Source organism: Paracoccus albus (genome assembly GCF_027913035.1).
GTDB classification, from domain to species: Bacteria; Pseudomonadota; Alphaproteobacteria; order Rhodobacterales; family Rhodobacteraceae; genus Paracoccus; species Paracoccus albus.
Map to the genome: position 1 here is coordinate 1,340,902 of NZ_CP115775.1, position 23,159 is coordinate 1,364,060.

Here is a 23,159-nt window from a genome sequence, read left to right on the forward strand (position 1 = left end):
GGAATGGATTGGCTGACACCACAGGAATGGCAGGCTGTGCTGCTGTCGCTGAAAGTTTCGGTTGTCGCTGTGGCTGTCAGCCTGCCGTTGGGGATCTTCTGCGCATATGCTCTGGCGAGATGGCGCTTTCCGGGGCGGTTGATGTTGAATGGCCTGGTGCATCTGCCGCTGATCATGCCGCCCGTTGTCACGGGCTATCTGCTGCTGCTGGCTTTCGGTCGACGCGGCTTTATCGGTGAACCGTTGGAGGCATGGTTTGGCTTCACCTTCGCCTTCCGCTGGACCGGTGCCGCCCTTGCTGCGGCCGTGATGGCCTTTCCGCTGATGGTCCGAACGATCCGGCTGTCCATCGAGGCCGTCGACCCTAAGCTGGAACAGGCTGCATCAACCCTTGGTGCCAGTCGTCTATCGGTCTTTGCCAGCGTCACCCTGCCCCTGATCCTGCCCGGAATTATCGCGGGCAGCATCATCGCCTTTGCCAAGGCAATGGGTGAATTCGGTGCAACTATTACCTTTGTGTCGAACATCCCGGGCCAGACCCAGACCCTGCCGACGGCAATCTATACTGAATTGCAGGTTCCGGGCGGAGAGACGCAGGCAGCGAGGCTTGTAGTGATTTCGCTAGCCATCGCATTGTCTGCCCTGCTCGCCTCGGAGTGGGTCGGTCGGGCCGCTGCCCGCAGGGTTTCGGGCGCATGACGCTTTCGGCAGAGATCAGACACGGCTTTCCGGATTTCTCGTTGGATGTGCGGTTTCGGGCCGGCAAAGGCGTGACCGCGCTTTTCGGACGGTCGGGTGCCGGGAAGTCCACGATCATCAACGCAATTGCCGGACTTTTGCGGGCCGATCACGCGAGGATCGTGCTGGATGGAAACATTTTGGCGGATGGCGGAAAGGGTATATTCCTGCCGCCGCATCGGCGTCGCATCGGCTATGTCTTTCAGGACGCCCGGCTTTTTCCGCATCTCAGCGTGCGGGCCAATCTCGATTACGGTCGCCGCTTCGCGCCAAAATCAGAGCGTGCGCCCGAGGCGCGTTTCCGGGAGGTCGTCGAAATTCTTGGCATCCACACTTTGCTTGAGAGGCGACCCGGTGCGCTGTCGGGCGGTGAACGTCAGCGTGTCGCGCTTGGCCGCGCCATCCTGTCAGCGCCGAAACTGTTGCTGCTGGATGAACCGCTGGCCGCATTGGATGAGGCGCGCAAAGCAGAGATATTGCCCTATCTGGAAGCATTACGTGATATTGGCCTGCCCATACTCTATGTCAGCCACTCGGCATCAGAGATCAGCCGGTTGGCCAGCCATGTTGTCATGATTGAGAAAGGCCGCGTCATCGCATCGGGCTCTGCCACGGATGTGCTGTCCGATCCGCTCAGTGCATTGTCGTTGGGACAAGATGCCGGGGCCGTGCTGACAGCGCAAGTTGTCGCACAGGACGCCGATGGGCTTGCGAGGTTGTCCACTGCTGCGGGCCCGATCTGGGTTGCGAAAGGCGATTTGCGACATGGCATGTCGGTCCGGCTGCGCATCCTCGCCCGGGAAGTGATGCTTGCCACTGCGCCGCCGCAGGGTATTTCGGCGCTGAATGTGCTGACCGGCACCGTCGACCGGGTCGAGAATGAACAGAGCGGCAGCATACTTGTCCGCGTAAAACTGGCGGAGGATGCGGCGATCCTGTCCCGGATCACCGCGCGTTCTTGCCGCACGCTTGAAATCACGCCCGGCAAGAGAATTCACGCTATCCTGAAATCGGTTTCGATTGCCGATGTAGCAGCGGGCTGACACGCCGGTGATCAGGCGTTGAACAGGAAGTGCAGGACGTCGCCGTCCTTGACCTCATAGCTTTTGCCCTCGACCCGGAGCTTGCCAGCCTCTCGGGCACCCGACTCTCCATTGCCCGCGATATAGTCGTCATAGGCGATCGTTTCGGCACGGATAAAGCCGCGCTCGAAATCGCCGTGAATGACGCCAGCGGCGGCAGGGGCAAGCGTGCCTTGGCGGATCGTCCATGCGCGGGCCTCTTTCGGGCCGACGGTGAAATAGGTCTGAAGACCAAGCAGGTCGTAGCCCGCCCGGATCAGCCGATCCAGCCCGGCCTCTTCCAGCCCCATCTCGGACAGGAACATCTCTGCCTCTTCGGCGTCGAGCTGGCTGATCTCTTCCTCGATCTTGGCGGAAATCACCACCTGCCCGGCACCTTGTTCGGCCGCCATCTGCGCAACCCTTTCGGAAAGCGCATTGCCCTGTGCGGCCTCATCCTCGGCGACGTTGCAGACATAAAGCACAGGCTTGGCGGTCAGCAGTTGCAGCATGTTCCACGCCTTGCGGTCGTCATCTGCGACCTCGACCGTGCGGGCCGGTTTTCCCGCTTCCAATGCCTCTTTCGCGGCATTCATCAGGCGGGCGTCTTCCTTGGCCTGCTTGTCGCCTGCATTGATCTTGCGCGACAGGTTGGCCAGCCGTTTTTCAAGGCTTTCCAGATCGGCAATCATCAGCTCTGTCTCAATCGTTTCGGCATCCGCGATGGGATCGACGCGGCCCTCGACATGGGTGACATCGCCATCTTCAAAGCAGCGCAGCACATGGGCGATGGCATCGACTTCGCGGATATTTGCCAGAAACTGGTTGCCCAGCCCTTCGCCCTTGCTGGCCCCCTTCACCAGACCGGCAATATCAACAAAGGTGATCCGCGTCGGGATGATCTGCTTCGAACCGGCGATACCGGCCAGCTTGTCCAGTCGCTGATCGGGGACGGCAACCTCGCCGACATTCGGCTCAATCGTGCAGAACGGAAAATTCGCCGCCTGAGCGGCTGCGGTGCGCGTCAGCGCGTTGAACAGCGTCGATTTGCCGACATTCGGCAGCCCGACGATCCCCATGCGAAAGCCCATGTCGTGGTCCCATAAGATAGGTTTGGTTTGGCCGCGTCTTTACGCGCCATGCGCCGCAACGTCCAGTCGCGTGCATCGCGGCTGGATGGGGCACCCCCAACACCCGGTCTGAACCAGCAAAGCCTGTGCGGCGTTATCTTAACGACATATCCGCGCCAGTTCACAGAAGGGAACCGAAGACCATGAGTTGGAATCCAACGCTTTCGCCAGGTAATCCTGATGAAATCGGACTTGATGCGATTGAGACCATGATCGTTCCGCGCGCACGTGATATTGGCGGGTTTGAGGTCAAGCGTGCCCTGCCCGCCCCTCAGCGGCAAATGGTCGGACCGTTCATCTTCTTCGACCAGGCCGGACCGGCAGAGTTCCTGACGGGTCAGGGCGTCGATGTGCGCCCCCATCCGCATATCGGGCTTGGGACGGTGACCTATCTGTATCAGGGCGATTTTCACCACCGCGACAGCATCGGAACAGATCAGGTCATCCTGCCGGGCGCCGTCAATTGGATGGTCGCGGGCAAGGGCGTTACCCATTCCGAACGGACATCGGAACAGGCGCGGCAAGGTCCGCACAGCCTGTTTGGCATCCAGACATGGATTGCATTGCCCGAAGACCAAGAGGATATGGACCCGATCTTCGAACATCACGGCAAGAATGCCTTGCCAAGCTTCGAGGCAGAGGGGTTCAGCGCCAAGCTCATCCTCGGCAGCGCATATGGAGAAACCGCGCCGGCAACGCTCTATTCCGAAACCTTCTATCTTGACGTGACGCTGGCACCAAACGCGCGGTTTCCGTTGCCGGACGACCATGAGGATCGCGGTCTTTACATCACGCAAGGCTCGGTCACGATTGCGGGCGACGTGTTTGAGGCGGGGCGGATGATGATCTTTCGGCCCGGCGACCGCATCACTGTCGCCGCAGGTCCGCAAGGCGCCCGGCTGATGGCGCTTGGTGGGGCCACGCTGAACGGGCCGCGCTATATCTGGTGGAACTTCGTCGCATCCAGCCGCGACAAAATCGACGACGCGCGGAATGCGTGGCGCGCCGCCGATTGGGGCGAGGGAATGTTCGAATTGCCTGAGGGGGACCAGAGCGAATTCACCCGGGCCCCCGAAAGATAGGATCAGCGCCAGCCAAGCGCAGGTGCGACGTGGCGCAGGATGCTGTCGAGAACATGCACGTTATACTCGACGCCCAACATGTTCGGGACGGCCAGCAAAAGCGTATCAGCCTCTGCAATCGCCTCATCCTGACGCAATTCTTCGATCAGCTGATCCGGTTCTGCCGCGTATCCGCGACCAAAAATCGAACGGGTCTGGTCGATGATACCGACCTGATCCTCTTCCTTGCCACCGCGCCCGAAATACATCCGGTCCTCTGGCGTCATCAGCGCAAAGATCGAACGGCTGACGGAAACGCGCGGCTCACGTTCATGCCCGGCGGCCTTCCATGCCTCCCGATAGGCGCGGATTTGCTTTGCCTGCTGGATATGGAAAGGCTCTCCGGTCTCGTCGGTCTTCAGGGTAGAGCTTTGCAGGTTCATGCCCAGCTCTGCCGCCCAGATCGCCGTCGCGTTTGACGCGGCCCCCCACCAGATCCTGTCGCGCAGACCTTCCGAATGCGGCTCAAGCCGCAACAGACCGGGTGGATTGGGAAACATCGGACGGGGGTTCGGCTGGGCAAAGCCTTCGCCGTCAAGCAAGCGCAAGAACACTTCGGCATGGCGGCGGGCCATATCGGCGTGATCTTCACCCTCCTGCGGCTCATGGCCAAAATAGCGCCAGCCGTCGATCACTTGTTCGGGCGAGCCGCGACTGATGCCAAGCTGCAGACGGCCATCCGAAATGAGATCGGCAGCGCCCGCATCCTCGACCATGTAGAACGGATTCTCATAGCGCATGTCGATGACGCCGGTCCCGATCTCTATCTTAGAGGTCCGCGCACCGATTGCAGAAAGAAGAGGAAAGGGGGAGGCAAGCTGGCGGGCATAATGATGCACGCGGAAATACGCCCCATCCAAACCGATCTTTTCAGCCTCGACAGCCAGTTCGATTGACTGATGCAGCACATCCGATGCGTTGCGCACCATCGAGCCGCGATCAGGGGACCAATGCCCGAAAGACAGAAAACCAAGCTTTTTCATAATGCAGACCTTTATGTCACAAAGCCCGAAGGCCGTTTGGTGACAAACCTAGTCATCCGATCCCGCGTCATTCAACCCACGCATGGCAGCCCTGCATCCCTTCTGTGGCAGGTGTTACGCACCCGCAGTGGCCCGAACAGGATCATATAATGATTTTTCGTGCCGAAGCGTATCCACTTGAAAATCGCACAGTTTATTCACGCGCTAGAAAGTTGGCATCCCGGCCAACCCTCAGGCTGACTCGATAACGTACGAATTCCTTCGCATCCACAGATGCGAAAGATTCTTGACGCTACCGCTGATTCCCCATCCCGAAGATGTTTTGCGGCCTGCTTCTTATCTTGCGGCACGGTCGCTGGTGGCGGAATTTTCTCGACAGCAAACTTTCGTCGGATGCGGATCGGTCTATGCCCACAAAAAGCAGCTTTCACGCGCTTCGAATGGCGGCAAGACCCCCAAACTGACCTGAATGATACAGAAGGGGTGGCGCCGCGGGGGCAGTCTCCAATTGTCGGACACGACCCAGAAAAATGACATGATCACCTGCTTCCAGCTGCCGTACGACATCCGCAATGATGACGGCTGAGGCATCTTTCAGAATGGGCAGACCGTGACGATCATGAAAGGGATCTGGTAGCGTTTTATCCGGACGACCTGCGAAATGCGTAGCGTATCGTTGCATCCCTTCCGACAGGATGTTCACCGCATATCGTCCCGATTCCCGAATTCTGGCCAGCATCTTCGCGCCCTGCCCGACCGAGATGCAGATGAGCGGTGGATCGAGCGAAACAGACATAAACGCACTGGCTGTCATGCCGTGATCACCCTCTGCGGTGCGCGTGGTGATGATATTGACGCCGGTCGCGAAACGGCCGCAGCAATCACGCAACTCTCGCGGGTCAATGGTATCGGAAGCACTGCTGTCAAACATGTCAAAACACCTTTTGCATGGGTCTCAGGCAGAAAGTTCCTGCCGGATGATCTCTGCCCCCGCGCTCAGCGCCGCCAGTTTGCCACGCGCGACCTGCCGGGACAGCGGGGCCATGCCACAATTCGTGCAGGGGTAAAGCTTGTCAGCGTCTACAAATTCCAACGCCTTGCGCAGGACATCGGCAACCTGCTCAGGCGTCTCGATGGCCTCATTCGCCACGTCAATCGCGCCGACCATGACCTTTTTGCCGCGAATAAGCTCTATCAACTCCATCGGCACGTGCGAGTTCTGACATTCCAGCGACACCAGATCGATATTCGACGCCTGAAGCTTCGGGAAAACCTGTTCATACTGACGCCATTCCGCACCCAGTGTCTTTTTCCAGTCCGTATTGGCCTTGATGCCGTAGCCATAGCAGATATGGACCGCCGTTTCGCATTTCAGACCCTCGATCGCCCTTTCCAGCGTCGCGATGCCCCAATCGCTCACCTCATCGAAGAAGACGTTAAATGCCGGTTCGTCGAACTGGATGATGTCTACGCCCGCGGCCTCAAGCTCTTTCGCTTCATCGTTCAGGATCGCGGCGAATTCCCAGGCGAGTTTCTCGCGGCTTTTGTAATGGGCGTCGTAAAGCGTGTCGATCATCGTCATCGGACCGGGCAGAGCCCATTTGATCGGCGCATCGGTCTGTGCGCGCAGAAATTTCGCATCCTCGACAAAAACCGGCCTTTCACGAGCTACCGCACTGACAACGGTCGGCACGCTGGCGTCATAGCGATCCCTGATCCGCACCGTCTCGCGCTTTTCGAAATCGACGCCGGAAAGATGTTCAATGAATGTCGTGACGAAATGCTGGCGGGTCTGTTCGCCGTCGCTGACAATGTCGATGCCTGCTCGCTGTTGTTCGGACAAAGAAACGCGCAGCGCATCCTGTTTGGCCTCGATCAATTCATCACCCTGCAGTTTCCAGGGCGACCAGAGTTTTTCAGGCTCTGCCAGCCAGACGGGTTTCGGCAGGCTGCCGGCAGTGGATGTGGGAAGTAGTTTGTGCATGTCAGTTCACTTCTTGATGTCTTGTCACACGGCCAGCTTCGTGGACCCTTCGTCCAGAAACGCACGGAGCGGTTTGATAAGGTGCTCTTCCGCGTATTTACCCTGCTCGACCGCAAGCCTGCTGCGTTCGTCGCGGTCATAGGTTACGCGGGTCAGCGAATAGTCCTGATGCTTCAGGCTGGGCCTATAGCTTTCACCGGCGACGGAATTGGCGTTGTAGATCTCTGGCCGGTAGATCTTCTGGAAGGCCTCCATCGTGCTGATCGTGGCGATAAGTTCCAGATTGCTGTAATCGTTCAGCAGATCACCGACGAAGAAAAAGGCCAGCGGTGCCACGCTGCGTGGCGGCATGAAATAGCGAACCTGCAGACCCATTTTCTTGAAGTACTGTTCGGTTAACGAAGATTCGTTGGGCTCATATTCGATACCCAGGACCGGATGGCTGTTGGCCGTCCGCCGATAAGTTTTACTGTCAGACACACTCAGGCAGATGACCGGGGGCTTGCGGAAATGCGCCCTGAACGCGTCGGATGCGACGAAGGATTTGAAAATCTGTCCATGCAGTTCACCAAAGTCGTCCGGCACGCTAAAGCCCGCGCGGCCCGTGTTATGTTCAGGAAGACGCACGCTGAAATCGTAGTCTCGAACATAGGACGAGAAGTTATTGCCCACGAGCCCGTCAATGCGCGCGCCCGTCTTGCGGTCAACAATCGTTGGCTTAAGGATCTCGATGGCCGGAAGTGCTTCCTTGCTGCCTTCGACGGTCATCTCGACAGAGACAATGTCCAATTCCACCGCGTAGCGATCCCCCCGCGGATTGTCCCACCGCGCCAGATCGTTGAAGCGATTGTCGATCATTTTCAAAGCATTTGACAGGTTTTCCTGCCGATGCTCCCCCCGTGCGAGGTTGGCGAAATTGGTTGTCAGCCGCGTATTGTCGGCGGGCGTATAGGTTTCGTCGAAACGAAGTTCCTTAATCGCGAATGTAAAGCTCTCGGTCATCTGGTCCGGTGCCCGTATCTGTCGGTGTCCTTGGCACAACGCAGCCGTCATACGGCGCTGCGCTGCGTTCGATATCCACTATATGGACCAGCCGCTCCATGAAGAAAAATGACTTATTTTAAGAAAAACATGAATACGCGTCATGTAACGCGGTGAGAAGCGATGGAGACAAACCGACGCGTCAGACGCGGACCTTCGTGGCCAGATCAATGAAGCCTTTCAGATAGCTGGCGATTTCCCCCCCGCGATGGCCCAGATGAATGGATTTCGGGATGCCCTCGCCGATCCGCACGCCCGTCACGCCGCTGACCCCGCGCAGCAGCCAATCCGGCGTCGCGCTGACCGCCCGGCCCGAAGCCACCAGCCGAAGCATCAGATCGGTGGTTTCCACCGTCCGGTGACGACGTGGCAGCGCGTTGGCGGGAACGAGAAAGCGGGTGTAGATATCCAGCCTTTCGCGGGCAACGGGATAGGTGATCAGCGTCTCGCGTGCCAAATCCTGTGGTTCAACCCGTCCCCTCTTCGCCAGCGGGTGATTATTGGCCACCGCAAGAACCATTTCGTAATCAAAAACGGGTCGGTATTCCAAGCCCGGACGTTCGATGGGATCCGGGGTTACAAGAATGTCGATCTCATGCCCGAGCAGCGCTGCCAAGCCGCCGAACTGGAATGCAGTTGTCACATCCAGATCGACATCCGGCCATTCCGCCAGAAACGGATCCACGACACGCATCAGCCAGTCCTGACAGGGATGACACTCCATCCCGACCCGGATCGCGCCGCGGCGACCGCGCGCGTAATCTTCCAGCACCGAAGCACCATGTTCCAATTGCGGCAGAACCCGCTGCGCCAGCGTCAGAAGATACTGGCCCGCAGAAGTGAGACGCAGCTTGCGGCCCTCTCGCTCCCAAAGTTTAACACCATGACGTTCCTCGAACCGGCGGATTGCGTGGCTGACGGCCGATTGCGTCAGGCAAAGCTGATCCGCCGCCTCTGTCAGGCTGCCCGTTCGGTCGATCTCTCGAAGAATGGTCAGAGGCTGGATATCAATCATGAGTTATGACCCGTTGTCATGTTATTTGCGAAATAGCGCCCAAACAAGTCATACTCAAGCTTGAACGGATGCTCAAAATCGCCCCATATTCAGATGCTTTCGGTTTCCAGCCAAAAAACACGTGCTCTCTGAAAAGCGATAGAATTGACGACCTGCGCCGGTTGAGTGGAAATATAGGCGGGTCGGATTCTGTCCGTCTTGGCTGCAAGTCCGAACAACTGGATCGTCTCGACAGGTCAAGCAGCATTCCTGGATAGGATGATCGGCCGTGCGCATGCACGCTCGTCCTTTCTCACAGGACGGTGCAAAAGGTGCGATCTGTGTTGCTCCATAACGGTAAAACATGCGGCAACGCTGTCGCATAGCAGTCGCAATTCTTATAGTTTGCCATATAATCTATTGTGCGACCGTGGAACCCAGCATCGGCGTCCCCGGCGAAATACCGGGTAACTTGTTCAGTCAGCCACGTCCGGAGGAGCGACGCCAATGACCGAGAAGCATGTGACCGGAAAACCATCCAGTGCTGCCGGCGGATGGGGAGCGCTGAAAAGCGTCGGGCGCCAGTTGATGGGCAGCGGCCAGCCGCTGCGGGGGGCGAAGACTCTGCTCAGCCTCAATCAGGCTGACGGGTTCGATTGCCCCGGATGCGCATGGGGCGACCCGGAACATGGATCTTCTTTTGAGTTCTGCGAAAACGGCGTCAAGGCCGTTGCATGGGAGGCCACACGGGCGCGGATCACGGCGGAGTTTCTGGCGGAACATTCCGTCACCGAGTTGCAGGGCTGGAGCGATTACGACCTGGAACATCAGGGGCGGTTGACCCAACCGCTGCGTTACAATGCCGAAACCGATCACTATGAGGAGATCGGTTGGGACGACGCATTCGCGGAAATCGGCGCGGCGCTGAACGCCCTCGACAATCCCAATGAGGCGGAATTCTACACCTCGGGCCGGGCCAGCAATGAGGCTGCTTTTCTTTATCAGCTTTTCGTCCGTCTCTACGGGACCAACAACTTTCCCGACTGTTCGAACATGTGTCACGAAGCCAGCGGCGTCGCCCTGACCGAGGCCATCGGCATCGGCAAGGGCACGGTCCTGCTGGAAGATTTCGAAAAATGCGATCTGGTCTATTGCGTCGGTCAGAATCCCGGCACCAACCATCCCCGCATGCTGGCCACCCTGCGTGAGGTGGTAGAGCGCGGCGCCAAGGTCTGCGTTATCAATACCCTGAAGGAAAAGGGCCTGCGCCGGTTTGCCGATCCGCAGAATAAGCTGGAAATGCTGCATGGTGGGTCCGAGCCGACCTCGACCGATTATTACCGCCCCCGCCTTGGCGGCGACATGGCGGTGTTCCGCGGCATGTCGCGTCTGGTGCTGGAGGCGGATGACACGGCCCGTGCCGAAGGCCAACCACCGGTCATAGACCGCGACTTCATCGCCGAACACACTGACGGTTTCGACGCATGGGCGGATATGGTTCGCGTGACACCCTGGGATATAATCGAAGAGCAATCCGGTCTGACCCGCGACGAAATCGCAGAGATGGCGGGAATGTATATGCGCGCCGAACGTGTGATCACGACATGGGCGATGGGGATCACACAGCACCTGCATTCGGTGCAGACCATACGCGAGATCACCAGCTTCATGCTTCTGCGTGGCAATATCGGTCGCGAAGGCGCAGGGTTGTGTCCGGTGCGCGGACATTCCAATGTTCAGGGCGACCGCACGGTCGGCATCAATGAAAATCCGCCCAAGGCCATGATGGATGCGATGGAGGCAGAGCTTGGCGTGCCCCTGCCCCGCGAACCGGGCCATAATGTTGCCCATGCCATTGGCGCGATGCTGGACGGATCGGCGAAGGCGTTCGTGGCTCTTGGCGGGAACTTCGCGCGCGCGGTGCCGGACAGTTCGCTGGTCGCGGAAGCGCTTGGCCGTCTGGATCTGACGGTGAATATTGCGACCAAACTGAACCATTCCCATCTGATGCCCGGTCAAAAATCCTATGTCCTGCCCTGCCTTGGCCGAACGGAAATCGACCGCAATGCGGCGGGCGAGCGCCAGATGATCACGGTAGAGGATTCCATGTCGATGGTGCACGGCTCTGCCGGGATCAACCCACCTGCGTCGAAGGATCTGCGTTCCGAGATAGCCATCATCGCCGGCATTGCCAAGGCCACGGTGGGAAGCGATGTCGTGAATTGGGATATTATGGCGCAGGATTACGACAAGATCCGCGACATGATAGCCCGCGTGTTGCCGATCTACGGGGATTTTAACCGCGATGTGCGCCAACCGCGTGGGTTCTGGCTGCGCAACGGGGCCTCGCATCGCGAATGGAACACGCCCACCGGTCGGGCGAATTTCGGGTTGGACGGCTTGCCAGAACGGACCGAATGGCAGCAGGTGCAGGACCGGGATGGGCAGTTTGTGCTGCAGACCTTCCGTTCTCACGATCAGTATAACACCACGATCTACGGCATGGATGACCGCTATCGCGGCGTATACGGCGCGCGGAAGGTCGTGTTTATCAACCCGGACGACGCCGCTGGAATGGGTCTGTCAGCGGGTGATCTTGTCGATGTGACGGGATGCTATGACGATGGCCGGTTGCGGCAATGCCTTGGCTTTCGGGTTGTTCCTTATGACATCCCGTTCGGCTGTCTTGGCGGCTATTATCCCGAGATGAATGAGCTGGTGCCACATCAGGCTGTCGGCGACAAGAGCTTCACGCCGACTTCAAAATCAATCATCGTGCGTATCACTCCGCATCGGCAATGACTGCCGAGGGAGACGCGCTCCGCCGTTCCTTTGACACCGCCGTCGCGTCGGGAACGGTGTTTCTGACACCGATGGGACCGTTGATTCTGGCCGCGGCGGGGCTGGAACTTGCCCTTGACAGTCGCAGCTTCGCCCGGCGATTTGGCGTGGCACATGCGCTTGTAATCCGTGAATGCACCAGCTTGTCCGATGATCTGGGCCTGATCAAGACAGAGTGTCGAGGCGGAAGGTCGCAGAGGCTGTTCTATCGGCTGACCTCTGCGGGCGAACACTCGCTGGGGCTGAAAGGGCGCTAATCGTGCAGGGTCGCGCAAGCTTCTTTCAGGTTCTACTACACCACGTCAGGTGTGCTTCGGCGGCAGGCGTCTGTTGCCGAAGCAAAGCTAAACACCGCTGGTTCTGTGCTTCAGCACATACCCAGCTGTGACAGTTAAAGCCCAAGCCCTGACGCGATAACTTCGATCAGATCAGCGTGCGTCGCGGCACGATCCGTGCCTTCGGGGTCTGTACAGATCGGGTCATCCTCGTCTTGCGCCAACATTTCGGTGGCACCCTCCTGACAAGTACCAAGAAAGGTAAAATGGTTTGCAGGCGCGATCTCTTCATAGGACGCGCCGGGCAGCCGGTTGGCCAGATCATTCCCTTCCGGTCCGACATCAGCGGCGCGCAAGCGTTCCGCATCGCCAAGGTTGATCAGAAGCATTTCGGGAAGAGCATCCCTGACTGTCACCGGATCGGCCGCACCGCCGAAACCCGGATCTACGATCACGGCCTTCGCAACACGCCGGTCGCGCATATCGGCTTCGAAGCCAGGATAGTCCGCAAACCGCACAGCGCCCCGCAGGAAGAACCGGCAATCGGCCGCGTCCGGATTCGTTGTGCAATTTCGGTCCTGCACCGTCCCGTCAAAACGCACACCCGACAGGCCAAGCGCGGTCGCGCCGCCCAGCGAGAATCCAACGACGCCGATCCGTGCCTCGTCTATGAAAGGCGCTAAGGCCGGATCGGATAGGACCATATCCGCCGCCGCTGAAAGATCATTGGCCCGTGCCTCCAGATCGACAGAACGTCGCGGCGAGCTGTCGCCGCTGGAGGAGCCCGGATGATCGACCGCAAGGACAATCGCACCTCGTCCAACCAGCCCGCTGCTCAGCCACCCCAAAGAATCGGCATTTCCACCGGACCCGTGCGACAGAAGAATCAGCGGATATTTGCCCTCGGCAATGGCCGCGCCGACGAATGCGAAAGTAGGTTCGAATATCGGGCCGTCGCCGATGGGCGCGCGATAAGTCGGATTGGCTGCCGGATACCAGATAGATGCTGAAACAGGACGGGCGCGATGATCCGCATTCAGATCAAACCGGTCATATCCGGGCAGCATTTCCGCCGCGACGGGCAATGCGTGAGAAAAGGCAAGGATGGTAAGCAGTGTCAGTCGTTTCATGGCAACCTCCGTTTGAACGATGGCCGGTAGGTGCAAAAAACCCGCGAAACCTGCGTCCTGATTCCGGGATTCAGGTCGCCACGATCCGGATTTCGAACCATAGCGCGTCAGTGCCTATGCTACCGATCGCTGCCTTTGTGCCCCCGTTCTCTGCTATCTTACGATTAGCGCATATCCATCAGACGCAGACACTTTCTGATCGCGCTTTCCTCCGCCTATGCGATGTAGCCTCTGGTCGTGAAACTGGCGGGCGGTTCTCGGGTCGAATGTTCGCGTACGATCTGCCGGTCAGCGCAGTAATGCTGCTACCACTGGCCTCGCTTACCTTTCAGGCTGCATTGGATTAACAAAGCAACGCGTCGCGCGATGGCCATGCACCAAGTGGCACCTGCTTCTGCCTTCTTCTGCCGCGATTTCATACCCGAAACGACCGATATCTTTGTTCGGCTTTTCTTCTCAGCCTATGGCTGCGCGATCCCTCTCGGGTTGCGCGGAACATCCGGTATGCCACCTGCACACCGTAAGCGCCGACCTCCAAAGGGCCTGACGACGCTTGTCTTGGTATTGACAGATCGCAATGCGTCAACACCGGTACGAGCCACGACCTGCGGTCACAACGATATCTTTCGTGAACGCAACCTGCGTACCGTCACGAAAATCATCAGAGCTGCCGCAGCGAGCAGTAGCGCGGCACTGACCGGACGCTGGATCAGGATGGAGGGTGAGCCCCCGCCCATCATAAGCGAAACTTGCAGATTGAACTCTATCTGCTTACCCAGCACCGGAATCTGATCGGATCCCGCCGGGAAGACGCGATGTTCGAGGGAGAATTCAGGCTGGGTGTTCTGGAATCCGTCGGGCTGACATGGCTGCCCAGACTGATCGATGAAATGCGCAAGCGATATCCTCGCCTCACTCCTCATCCAGAGATAAACACATCGGCCAACCTGCTGGACCGGCTTGAAAGGCGGCAGATTGATCTGGCCGTCCTGACCGACACGGGGACATTACCCAGCGAAAATCGCTCGATCGAACTCGCACAGCTACAGATCGGCGTGTTTGGCGCGCCCGCGAAGGTCAAGAACATGGGCTCACTTTGCATCGAAGAGCTTCAGGAAATTCCAATCATCGCCCACAGCCAGCTTTCGGGAACGCAGAAGACGCTTAATTCTTTCATGCGGAGGCGCGGCATATACCTTGAGCCGCACATATCCTCGAACAGCCTTTCGGTAACTGTACATCTTGCTGCATCAGGCATGGGTTTCGTATTTCTGCCACGCGGCGTTTTAATGGCATTCAGTGCCAGCCTGATCGGACTCTTTCTGTCCAACGCCATGCTGGGAATCGGTCAGACCCTGGTCCTTGCCGGACTTCATATTTCGACGTCGCGATGTTCGACGCGCATGCATCGCGATATGATTCTGGGAAATTACATGGTCGCCATCTCGCTGGGTCAGGCGGCCGGTCCCTTGATCGTTGGCATCGGACAGGCGCAACCCGGTTTCCTTGTTCTACCCTGCCTTCTAAGTCTGCTGTTGACCTGGGCAAGCGTGGTTCTGGTCCGACGTCTGCCAAAGACTACGGCGTCAGGTCATGGGCCGCCCAACCTGCGAAACGTCGCAAGAACGCCGGGGCTTTGGTGGCTTGTTATGATCGGTGCAATATGCGTCGCATCGCAGGATCTCCTGCTGGCATTTCTGCCAGTCTACGGTGAAGAGGTCGGCCTCAGCCCTGCATTCGTTGGCATTCTGTTAAGCATTCGGGCATTGGGGGCGATTGTCTCGCGTGCGCTCTATGGTCATATGGTCGCGCGGATCGGGCGCATCCGGGTGACATTTCTTTCTGCGCTTATCGGTGGGTTGAGCTTGACGGTACTGGCGTTTCCGAACTTCCCGCCAGCGTTGATCGCGACCTTTATGGCTGCGGTGGGTTTTGGCCTGGGTCTTGCTCTGACTGGTTCTGTCGCGCTGACGCTGCTGATTGTTCCGTATCAGGTGAGGGGAACGGTGCTGTCGATGCGCCTGACAGTTATCCGGGTTGCGCAGTTCGTGATACCGATTTGTGCAGGTATTGCAGTTGGAAGCTTTGGCGCCGGCGCGACTTTTGCCCTGTCTGGCGCGGCGCTCGTCGGGACAGCGGGCCTTCGCCCGAAGGGTATGTCGCTGAAGAATGTTGGGCGAAAATCGCGGTGTATAAGCTCTTAACACTCGCGGCTGAGCAGTTCATCGCTTCAGTGCTTGGCCTTTTTTTCAACCTTTAAGCAAATCAAACCGTAAAAAAATCCTCGCTCAGCGCATCGGCATTATCCGCAACACGCTCTGCCCCGGCATTCAGCAGGTTTTCCCTGTGTCCGGGATAGCTGTGCAAGCCGCCGGCAAATCCAAAGACGCGCATACCTGCGGCCAGTGCAGCCGTCACACCAGCAACGCTGTCCTCCAGAACCACACAATCGTCAGGATCAACGCCACATTGCTTTGCCGCAAAAAGAAACACGTCCGGCGCCGGTTTTCCCCGCGCCACCTGACTGGCAGAGAAAACCGCCGGTTCAAAGAAATCCAGCAATCCGCAGATTTTCAACGAACGGCGAAGCTTTGGCAGCGCGGATGAAGAGGCGACGGCCTTTCGTTGCGGCAGCCGTCGCAGTGCATCCGCTATGCCCTCGACCGGACGAAGCTCTGTTTCCATCCTTTCCAGCAGCAGACGATCTGCGCGATCCAGAAGCCCCACCGGCCATTCTTCGCCGCGTTGCCCGGCAATGTCTGCCCATATTTCCGCTTTTGGTCGCCCGATATAGTTGCGGATCAGATCGCTGGCCGTCACCGGCCAGCCTGCTTCTGTCATGAGTTCGGCGTCGATGGCGTTCGAGATAATCTCGCTATCCACCAGAACGCCATCGCAGTCGAAGATAATCATTCGCCGTAAGGCACCCAGATATTCTTCACCTGCGTGGCGCGGGTCAGGAACAGGCGGCCCTGCCCCTCTGCCCCGGTCCAATCACGGGCAGCCCCGTCTTCAACCCAAGTTTGTTTCAGGTTGCCGGCCGAGGCTTCCTCGACCATCCGACCGCCTGCTTCCGTGCCGAAATACCACATGGCGTCAACAGCATCATGTTCCGCCAGCGTTTTCGCCAATACATCACGTTCGCCCGTGACGATGTTGATGACACCCCCCGGCACGTCAGAGGTTTCCATGACCTGATACAGGTCGGTCGCGGCCAGTGGATGAGGCTGAGACGGCACAGCCACCACGCGATTACCCATCGCGATTGCGGGTAGCACCAGCGACACGAAACCCAGAAGCGGTCGCGCCGCCGGGCAGGCGATTCCCATGACACCGATCGGTTCATTCATGGCCAGCGTCACATGCGCCGACTTGGTCTGGTGCACCGCACCGTCGAACTTGTCGGACTGCGCGGCATACCAGAAAATACGGCGGATCGACGTTTCGACCTCGGTCTTTGCGGCAGAGGCATTCTGACCGAAGCTCTTCAACCGCTCGACAAACTCATCCGCGCGGGCCGAAAGATTCTCAGCCAGATAATAAAGGACCTGCGCGCGATTATGACCCGTCTGTGCGCCCCAGCCCGACGCCTTATGTGCGGCCTCGACCGCATTGCGGATATCCTTGCGGTTGCCCATGCCAGCCAGGCCAACGGGCCCCTTTGATCCGGCAACCTGATAGGAATAGCCGCTGTCAGGACGTGCCTGTTTGCCGCCGATATAAAGCTTTGCCGTCCGGTCGATCATCCCCGCAGGCAGGCTTTCAGCCGGGCTGGCATCCAAGGCGTCCGCTGCCGCCTCGGGCCTCTTCGCTTTTGGCGCTGCATGACGCAGATAGGCCCGCATCCCTTCACGACCGCCCTCTCGCCCGAAGCCGCTTTCACGATAGCCTCCGAAGCCGGCGCCTGCATCAAAGATATTGGCGGAATTTATCCAGACCACACCCGCCTTGACCTTGCCTGCGACATCAATGGCGAGGTTGATGTTTTCCGACCAGACGGACGCCGCAAGACCATAGCGGGTGTTATTGGCCAGATCGACCGCATCGGCGGGGGTCCGGAACTGGGTCAGCGTGACCACCGGACCGAATATCTCCTCTGTCGCGAGGATGGATGCGGGTTCAACCTCTGTCGCCAGCGTGGGCGGGTAGAAGCAGCCGGCAGGTGCCTTACCCTGATGGATCGTCACACCTTCCTTGCGCCCCTGTTCCACCAGCGTCGTGATCCGTTCCAGTTGAACCGGATGGACAATCGCACCGATATCGGTCGATTTCTGCAACGGGTCGCCTGTGATCAGCTTCTCCATGCGCCGGCGCAACAGCGTGGTGAAACGCTCTGCCACGGCCTCTGCCACGAGAATGCGAGAGCCCGCGCAGCACACCTGTCCCTGATTGAACCAGATGGAATCGACGACACCTTCGACCGCTGCATCGAGGTCGGCGTCGGCAAAGACGATGAACGGGGATTTACCGCCCAGTTCCAGCGTCAAGCCCTTGCCCGAACCGGCGATCTGCTTGCGGATGATGCGGCCCACCTCTGTCGAGCCGGTGAAGGCGACCTTGTCAATTCCCTCATGTCCGACAATCTCGGCGCCCGTTTCGCCATCACCCGTCACGATGTTGAGGACACCTTTCGGCAGCCCCGCCTCTCGGCAGATCTCGGCAAAGGCGAGTGCTGTCAGCGGCGTGTATTCTGCCGGTTTCAGGACGACCGTGTTGCCAGCCGCGAGCGCAGGCGCAACCTTCCATGCCAGCATCAGCAAGGGGAAGTTCCACGGGATAACCTGACCGCAGACGCCGTAAGGCTCGGCACCCGGAAACTCATCGGCCAGGATCTCTGCCCAACCTGCGTGGTGATAGAAATGGCGCACGACAAGAGGGATGTCGATGTCGCGGCTTTCGCGGATGGTTTTGCCATTGTCCAGTGTCTCCAGCACGGCGAGAAACCGGGAATGCTGCTGAATGTGTCGCGCGATCGCATAAAGGTGGCGGGCGCGGTCATGGCCGCTGAGCGCCGCCCATTTGCCTTGCGCCGCCCGTGCAGCCTTGACCGCAGCCGACACATCTTCGGCTGTGCCCTGCGTGACCTTAGCCAGCCCCTTCCCCGTAGCCGGGTTATTCGCGGCGAACAGCTTTCCGGGCTTGGTAAACTCACCATTGATGAAATGGCCGAAACCGTCCTTGTGATCGTTCAGCCAATCGCGGACGATGCTCGAATCCTCAGGTGCAGGGCCATAATCCATGGTGTTCAGGATATCCGTTATCTTGGTCATTTTGGTTCCCCTTACGCCAAGGCGAGGCGAGATGCGGACGAATAACGCCCGGTGACATAGTGTTCGAGCTGGCGTTCGATATCACCAAGCATGGATGACGCGCCCAGCCGGAACAGATCCGGCTCCAGCCAGTCGCGGCCAAGCTCTTCCTTCATCAGGAACTGCCAGTTCATCGCATCCTTGGCCGATTTCATCCCGCCTGCCGGTTTGAAGCCAACGCGATGGCCCGTGGCATCCAGATAGTCGCGCAGGGCACGGACCATCACCAGACTGACCGGGATCGTCGCGTTCACGCCCTCTTTGCCGGTCGAGGTCTTGATGAAATCCGCCCCCGCCTGCATGGCCACCATCGAAGCTGCATAGACATTCCGAAGCGTCTGCAGATCGCCGGTGGCGAGAATGGCCTTCAGATGCGCAGGCCCGCAGGCCGCACGCATCGCCGCAACCTCGTCATACAGCGCCTGCCATTCTCCGTTGAGGACATATTCGCGTGTAATGACAATGTCGATTTCGTCCGCGCCCTGATCGACGGCATAGCGGATTTCCTCCAGCCGCAGGTTCAGCGGCATCAGACCGGCAGGAAATCCCGTTGCAACCGAAGCGACGGGGATGCCGGTTCCCTGCAAGGCGCGGGCAGCATGTTCGACCATCGTTGGATAGACGCAGACCGCGCCCGTCGTCAGGCCGTAATTGCCCAAACCCAGCCCATCGACGATATGCGCGGCAAGGGGGTTCCGCGCCTTGGCGCAAAGCCTGCGCACGCGCTCTGCCGTGTCGTCACCTGCCAATGTGGTCAGGTCGATGCAGCGCACCGCGTTGATCAGCCAGGCCGCCTGCCACTCTTTCTTGACGCTGCGCCGACTGGTCAGCGAAGCAGCACGGCGTTCTGCGGCGCTGCGATTGACGCCGTGGCCTTCGAACATGGCCGTGTCCAGACCGATGCCCGGATTGCGATGATCGTTCCTCAACTGTGACGAGGCGGCGATATCTGCCGCGGCGGTTTCATCGTTCATGTGCATGCTCCAATGCATAATTGGCAGTGCCCTCATCCGTGATGAGAACATTGATCAGCCCGGCTTTCAACGCGCCGAGCGTTACCTTGTATTTCGCAGGTCCGACAGCCAGCCCGATCACGCGGTCGCGGCTACGAAGGTTCGACAGGCCAAGCCCGATGGTTCTCGCATCAATCTCAGGGTCCACGATCTCACCCCGACCATTGATAAAGTGGCCGAGGATATCCCCGACTGCGCCCGCCCGCACAAGCGCCGCCATCTCTGATTGCAGCACGTTGCCCGAGCGCATCAGGACCGAATCCTCTCCGGCGCTGCCCAGGGAAAAGACCAGCACCTGGGCAGAGCGCGCATTGCGCAGCACATCGGCAACGATGCGATCCTTTTCCAACACCTCACGCGTGACGGCTTCGCCAACAATTGCGGGAACTGGCAAAGGGATCATGCGCCCATTTCCCTTGCGTGCAAAGATTTCGGCGACATCGTTGTAATAGGCTACACCCGGTATCGGGGCGACGGTGCCGTTGATCTGAACGACCGTCACGCCGTCGGCCCAGTTCGGTGGCAGCCATTGCGCGAGCGCGGCCATGGTCCGTCCCCATGACACACCGATCGTGCGCGGCTTCGGCTTCATCGCCGCCAGATATTGCCCGGCCGCCTGCGCGACGCCTTCGACACCCTGTTCGACCGGCCCGGGCACGACAACGGCGTCATGCAGGCCAAACGCTTCGCTAAGCCGCGCCTCCAGATCGGGATCGCGCAAGGTTCGTGGCACGATTTCGATCCGCACGACACCCAGATCGCGGGCCTCTTGCAGCAGCCGGCTGACCTGCCATCTGTTCAGCCCCGTCTCGTCAGCGATTTCCGTCAGGGTCTTGTTCTGCTGATAGGTCATACGCGCGACCCGAACCATCAGATGATCGCGCGCCTCATCGACAGGCAGCCGATTTGATCTTCGCTGGCTGTCCTCGGTCATGTCACACCCCCTGCAATTTTGCCGTCGGCAAGATCATGAAGCAGAGGCTTCATTACGTCCACCGCGTGCCGATACTGGGCAAGCAACTGCCGGTATTGCGCGTGCCGGTCCATATCCGGGTCGACCGCCTGAATGTCCGGGCGCAGCGCCGCAGCCGCCGCCTTCAGATCTGGCCACAGGCCAAGCCCCACCGCCGCTGCGACCGCATTACCGTAGAGCGTCAGGTTGTCATCGGGTGCAAGGCCGACAGGTTTGCCGATTGCATCAATCGTAGCCTGCAACCAGACCTGATTGCGCATGATCCCCCCGGCCAAAACGATCCGGTCGATCATGACGCCCTGCGCCTCCAGATCGGAAATCACATTGGCCGAGCCGAGCGCCACCGCAGTCACCGCCGCCCGATAAAGCGAGGCGCGGTCATGCGACAGCGACAGCCCCAGAAACGCCCCCCTCAGCCGCGCATCGCGATAAGGTGTGCGATTGCCCATCCAGAAATCCAGTGCCAGCAAGCGTGTATCGGCGGGCTCAATCTTCTCGACCTGGTCCAGAAGTTCAGGAAGATCGGAATTGTCGATGCCGAAAATATCCTGAGACAGCCATTTCAGGATCGACCCGGCAGAGACCTGCCCGCCTTCGATCATTCGCAGATCCGGCGTCAGCGCGTGCGGATACGGCCCCCACACGCCAGTGATCTTTGCACCGTCATCCGGCACCTGTGTCAGATGCACGTTGGATGTTCCACCGATCAGAAGCATGGATCCGGGGGCAATACAGTCCGCACCGAAACTGCCCATATGCGCGTCGATCCCGCCCTGAACGACGATTGCACCGGGATCGATTCCCCAATCCCGCGCAACGCCGGGATCAAGCGTACCGATCACCGCCCCGATATCGACGATACGCTGCGGCAGGCGGTCGGCAAGTTCCGGAACGCCAAGCTGATCATACAGATCGCGGCAAAACTCCCGCGCGCGGCTGTCGTAGTTCCACTTGCAGGTCGCGTTCATCATCGAGCCAGCCCATTCGCCGGTCAGACGGAAATTGACGAAATCGAGCGCCTCGCAAATGACCTCTGTCCGCGACCAAAGATCGGGTTCGTGCCGAGCAAGCCACATCGCCTTGGGCACAAGCCATTCGACAGCGTTCGAGCCACCGCAATAGGCCAGCACCGGGTGGTCGATACCCTCCGACGCAAGCGCCTCTGCCGATGCGCGGGCATCCATCCACAGGATCGCCGGGGCCAGCGGCCGGCCTTTTTTGTCCGCCACGACCACCGTAGAGGAAAAAGTCGCCACCGTGATTGCCGCTATCTTTGGCGAGCCTGCCTCTGCCATAGCGGCGCGCACCGCCAGTCCAAGGGCGCTCCACCAGTCCTCTGGATCCTGCTCTGCTCTGTTCGGCGGCAGGTGACGGGTCGGGTATGGGGATTCGGCCTTGGCAATCAACCCCCGCGCATCGGTATCGTAGATACCGGCGCGGGCACCGTTGGTGCCAAGATCCAGCGTCAGGATTATCGTCATCTCCCCCCTCCCCTTGTGACCCGACTATGGCCTGAAAAGGACCTTGGAGAAATGAAGATCCTTCTTGTCGAACCGCTCGAAGATACCGGGCAGTTCGGCCAGATCCAGATCGTGCGAGATCATGAATTCCCATTTCAGCTCACCAGTGCCGAATTTCTCCAGCGTGGTGGTCCATTGCGGACCGGGGAAAGGTGCGCCGAAGCTGTTCCACGACCCATGCAACGAAATCTCCTGCCGAAGGAAATACTGGAACGTCGCATTGGCCAGCTTCACATCCGGGACGGGAATCCCGATGAAGGAGACATGGCCGCCCGGCCCGGCCAGCATCACAGCGCTGTTGATCGTCGCATCAAGACCAACTGCCTCTACCACCAGATCCGCACGGGCCTTGTTCTGATCCAACTCTGTCGACAGAACGGTGATAGTCGCCCCGGCCTCTTTCGCGAGCGCGAGCTTCTCCTCGGACACATCGACGGCAATCACGTCCGAGGCCCCCATCAGCCGCATCCATTGGATCGCAAACAAACCGATGGGCCCACAGCCGACCACGCCACCCGTTTGACCTATACGGATGCCGCCAGCTTTCCAGATGGCATGAAGCGCAATCGAAGCTGGGTCGGTCATCGCAATGGCGCGCGGATCGACATGCTGCGGCGCTTTCAGCAGATTGGCGACAGGGATCGCTACATATTCTGCATATGCACCATCCCGGCGGCTGCCAAAGTAATCATAATCACGGCAGCGCGAATAATTGCCCGTCCGGCACTGATCGCATTCATGGCATGGCAATAGCGGCGCGACCGCCACCAGTTCGTTCATATCCCAGCCGGTGACGCCCTCGCCAATCTCGGTAATATGACCGGCGAATTCATGCCCGGTGATAAGCGGCATTTTCCAGGCGCCTTTCACCAGCATACGCGGCAGATCAGAGCCGCAGACACCGACCGAAGCGACGCGGACGACAACCTCACCCGGTCCGGCTGTGGGCTTCGGACGATCTTCGAGTCGGATATCTTTGGGGGCGTGCAGAACGATGGCGCGCATGGCTGAAATACCTCATCAGTGATGAATTGTCACATATGTGG

19 protein-coding genes are annotated in these 23,159 nt (G+C 59.3%); 6 read left to right on the plus strand and 13 right to left on the minus strand.

Annotation, left to right across the window (positions count from 1 at the left end):
* Positions 1-3 precede the first annotated feature (3 nt).
* Both modB and modC read left to right on the plus strand, forming a co-directional pair.
* Complete coding sequence (modB, locus tag PAF20_RS06695; RefSeq protein ID WP_271072934.1) at positions 4-699, plus strand: molybdate ABC transporter permease subunit; 696 nt, start codon at positions 4-6, stop codon at positions 697-699.
* Complete coding sequence (gene modC / locus PAF20_RS06700) at positions 696-1,781, plus strand: molybdenum ABC transporter ATP-binding protein (RefSeq protein ID WP_271072935.1); 1,086 nt, start codon at positions 696-698, stop codon at positions 1,779-1,781. Before modB ends, modC begins: the two co-directional genes overlap by 4 nt.
* An 11-nt stretch (positions 1,782-1,792) precedes the next feature.
* Here modC and ychF read toward each other — a convergent pair whose 3' ends face one another.
* On the minus strand, positions 1,793-2,890 hold the full coding sequence (ychF, locus tag PAF20_RS06705; RefSeq protein WP_271072936.1) for a redox-regulated ATPase YchF: 1,098 nt from the start codon (positions 2,888-2,890) through the stop codon (positions 1,793-1,795).
* A gap of 182 nt (positions 2,891-3,072) precedes the next feature.
* Here ychF and PAF20_RS06710 point away from each other — a divergent pair, with 182 nt between their 5' ends.
* Positions 3,073-4,011, plus strand: coding sequence for a pirin family protein (locus PAF20_RS06710; protein WP_271072937.1), 939 nt, complete (start codon positions 3,073-3,075; stop codon positions 4,009-4,011).
* A gap of 2 nt (positions 4,012-4,013) precedes the next feature.
* Here PAF20_RS06710 and PAF20_RS06715 read toward each other — a convergent pair whose 3' ends face one another.
* From PAF20_RS06715 to PAF20_RS06735, 5 genes are all read right to left on the minus strand, one after another.
* Complete coding sequence (locus tag PAF20_RS06715) at positions 4,014-5,033, minus strand: LLM class flavin-dependent oxidoreductase (protein WP_271072938.1); 1,020 nt, start codon at positions 5,031-5,033, stop codon at positions 4,014-4,016.
* Between the two features lie 427 nt (positions 5,034-5,460).
* Positions 5,461-5,964 carry a flavin reductase family protein gene (locus PAF20_RS06720; protein ID WP_271072939.1) on the minus strand — a complete coding sequence of 168 codons (504 nt, stop codon included), beginning with the start codon at positions 5,962-5,964 and terminating at the stop codon, positions 5,461-5,463.
* Positions 5,965-5,988: 24 nt separating this feature from the next.
* Positions 5,989-7,017: a methionine synthase gene (locus tag PAF20_RS06725; protein ID WP_271072940.1), complete on the minus strand. Its 1,029-nt coding sequence runs from the start codon at positions 7,015-7,017 to the stop codon at positions 5,989-5,991.
* A gap of 24 nt (positions 7,018-7,041) precedes the next feature.
* Positions 7,042-8,019 (minus strand): DUF1852 domain-containing protein, encoded by a 978-nt coding sequence (locus PAF20_RS06730; protein ID WP_271072941.1) that lies wholly within the window; start codon positions 8,017-8,019, stop codon positions 7,042-7,044.
* A 181-nt stretch (positions 8,020-8,200) separates the two neighbouring features.
* Complete coding sequence (locus tag PAF20_RS06735) at positions 8,201-9,073, minus strand: LysR family transcriptional regulator (protein ID WP_271072942.1); 873 nt, start codon at positions 9,071-9,073, stop codon at positions 8,201-8,203.
* A gap of 486 nt (positions 9,074-9,559) precedes the next feature.
* Here PAF20_RS06735 and PAF20_RS06740 point away from each other — a divergent pair, with 486 nt between their 5' ends.
* Positions 9,560-11,854: an FdhF/YdeP family oxidoreductase gene (locus PAF20_RS06740; RefSeq protein ID WP_271072943.1), complete on the plus strand. Its 2,295-nt coding sequence runs from the start codon at positions 9,560-9,562 to the stop codon at positions 11,852-11,854.
* The gene (locus PAF20_RS06745) at positions 11,851-12,150 is read left to right on the plus strand and encodes a hypothetical protein (RefSeq protein WP_271072944.1); all 300 of its coding nucleotides are present in this window, start codon (positions 11,851-11,853) and stop codon (positions 12,148-12,150) included. The genes PAF20_RS06740 and PAF20_RS06745 overlap by 4 nt, the downstream gene beginning before the upstream one ends.
* A gap of 134 nt (positions 12,151-12,284) precedes the next feature.
* Here PAF20_RS06745 and PAF20_RS06750 read toward each other — a convergent pair whose 3' ends face one another.
* The gene (locus PAF20_RS06750) at positions 12,285-13,298 is read right to left on the minus strand and encodes an alpha/beta hydrolase family protein (protein ID WP_271072945.1); all 1,014 of its coding nucleotides are present in this window, start codon (positions 13,296-13,298) and stop codon (positions 12,285-12,287) included.
* An 815-nt stretch (positions 13,299-14,113) separates the two neighbouring features.
* Here PAF20_RS06750 and PAF20_RS06755 point away from each other — a divergent pair.
* A complete protein-coding gene (locus PAF20_RS06755; RefSeq protein ID WP_271072946.1) occupies positions 14,114-15,502 on the plus strand; it encodes an MFS transporter in 1,389 nt (462 codons plus the stop codon).
* A 61-nt stretch (positions 15,503-15,563) separates the two neighbouring features.
* On the opposite strand, the gene PAF20_RS06760 is transcribed toward PAF20_RS06755, so the two are convergent.
* From PAF20_RS06760 to PAF20_RS06785, 6 genes are read right to left on the minus strand one after another with little or no spacing between them, the layout of a single operon-like run.
* Positions 15,564-16,211 (minus strand): HAD family hydrolase, encoded by a 648-nt coding sequence (locus PAF20_RS06760; protein WP_271072947.1) that lies wholly within the window; start codon positions 16,209-16,211, stop codon positions 15,564-15,566.
* Positions 16,208-18,568, minus strand: a complete 2,361-nt coding sequence (locus PAF20_RS06765) for an aldehyde dehydrogenase family protein (protein ID WP_271072948.1) — start codon at positions 18,566-18,568, stop codon at positions 16,208-16,210. The genes PAF20_RS06760 and PAF20_RS06765 overlap by 4 nt, the downstream gene beginning before the upstream one ends.
* Before the next feature lie 11 nt (positions 18,569-18,579).
* A complete protein-coding gene (deoC, locus tag PAF20_RS06770; protein ID WP_434802943.1) occupies positions 18,580-19,581 on the minus strand; it encodes a deoxyribose-phosphate aldolase in 1,002 nt (333 codons plus the stop codon).
* Positions 19,571-20,554, minus strand: coding sequence for a sugar-binding transcriptional regulator (locus PAF20_RS06775; protein WP_271072949.1), 984 nt, complete (start codon positions 20,552-20,554; stop codon positions 19,571-19,573). The genes deoC and PAF20_RS06775 overlap by 11 nt, the downstream gene beginning before the upstream one ends.
* Positions 20,551-22,074 (minus strand): FGGY-family carbohydrate kinase, encoded by a 1,524-nt coding sequence (locus tag PAF20_RS06780; RefSeq protein ID WP_271072950.1) that lies wholly within the window; start codon positions 22,072-22,074, stop codon positions 20,551-20,553. Before PAF20_RS06780 ends, PAF20_RS06775 begins: the two co-directional genes overlap by 4 nt.
* Positions 22,075-22,098: 24 nt before the next feature.
* A complete protein-coding gene (locus PAF20_RS06785; protein WP_271072951.1) occupies positions 22,099-23,118 on the minus strand; it encodes a galactitol-1-phosphate 5-dehydrogenase in 1,020 nt (339 codons plus the stop codon).
* Positions 23,119-23,159: the final 41 nt, after the last annotated feature.

Excerpts from the sequence above, each read along its gene's own strand:
- modB (WP_271072934.1), top strand. The coding sequence starts at position 4 with ATGGATTGGCTGACACCACAGGAATGGCAGGCTGTGCTGCTGTCGCTG.
- modC (WP_271072935.1), top strand. The coding sequence starts at position 696 with ATGACGCTTTCGGCAGAGATCAGACACGGCTTTCCGGATTTCTCGTTG.
- ychF (WP_271072936.1), bottom strand. The coding sequence starts at position 2,890 with ATGGGCTTTCGCATGGGGATCGTCGGGCTGCCGAATGTCGGCAAATCG.
- PAF20_RS06710 (WP_271072937.1), top strand. The coding sequence starts at position 3,073 with ATGAGTTGGAATCCAACGCTTTCGCCAGGTAATCCTGATGAAATCGGA.
- PAF20_RS06715 (WP_271072938.1), bottom strand. The coding sequence starts at position 5,033 with ATGAAAAAGCTTGGTTTTCTGTCTTTCGGGCATTGGTCCCCTGATCGC.
- PAF20_RS06720 (WP_271072939.1), bottom strand. The coding sequence starts at position 5,964 with ATGTTTGACAGCAGTGCTTCCGATACCATTGACCCGCGAGAGTTGCGT.
- PAF20_RS06725 (WP_271072940.1), bottom strand. The coding sequence starts at position 7,017 with ATGCACAAACTACTTCCCACATCCACTGCCGGCAGCCTGCCGAAACCC.
- PAF20_RS06730 (WP_271072941.1), bottom strand. The coding sequence starts at position 8,019 with ATGACCGAGAGCTTTACATTCGCGATTAAGGAACTTCGTTTCGACGAA.
- PAF20_RS06735 (WP_271072942.1), bottom strand. The coding sequence starts at position 9,073 with ATGATTGATATCCAGCCTCTGACCATTCTTCGAGAGATCGACCGAACG.
- PAF20_RS06740 (WP_271072943.1), top strand. The coding sequence starts at position 9,560 with ATGACCGAGAAGCATGTGACCGGAAAACCATCCAGTGCTGCCGGCGGA.
- PAF20_RS06745 (WP_271072944.1), top strand. The coding sequence starts at position 11,851 with ATGACTGCCGAGGGAGACGCGCTCCGCCGTTCCTTTGACACCGCCGTC.
- PAF20_RS06750 (WP_271072945.1), bottom strand. The coding sequence starts at position 13,298 with ATGAAACGACTGACACTGCTTACCATCCTTGCCTTTTCTCACGCATTG.
- PAF20_RS06755 (WP_271072946.1), top strand. The coding sequence starts at position 14,114 with ATGTTCGAGGGAGAATTCAGGCTGGGTGTTCTGGAATCCGTCGGGCTG.
- PAF20_RS06760 (WP_271072947.1), bottom strand. The coding sequence starts at position 16,211 with ATGATTATCTTCGACTGCGATGGCGTTCTGGTGGATAGCGAGATTATC.
- PAF20_RS06765 (WP_271072948.1), bottom strand. The coding sequence starts at position 18,568 with ATGACCAAGATAACGGATATCCTGAACACCATGGATTATGGCCCTGCA.
- deoC (WP_434802943.1), bottom strand. The coding sequence starts at position 19,581 with ATGAACGATGAAACCGCCGCGGCAGATATCGCCGCCTCGTCACAGTTG.
- PAF20_RS06775 (WP_271072949.1), bottom strand. The coding sequence starts at position 20,554 with ATGACCGAGGACAGCCAGCGAAGATCAAATCGGCTGCCTGTCGATGAG.
- PAF20_RS06780 (WP_271072950.1), bottom strand. The coding sequence starts at position 22,074 with ATGACGATAATCCTGACGCTGGATCTTGGCACCAACGGTGCCCGCGCC.
- PAF20_RS06785 (WP_271072951.1), bottom strand. The coding sequence starts at position 23,118 with ATGCGCGCCATCGTTCTGCACGCCCCCAAAGATATCCGACTCGAAGAT.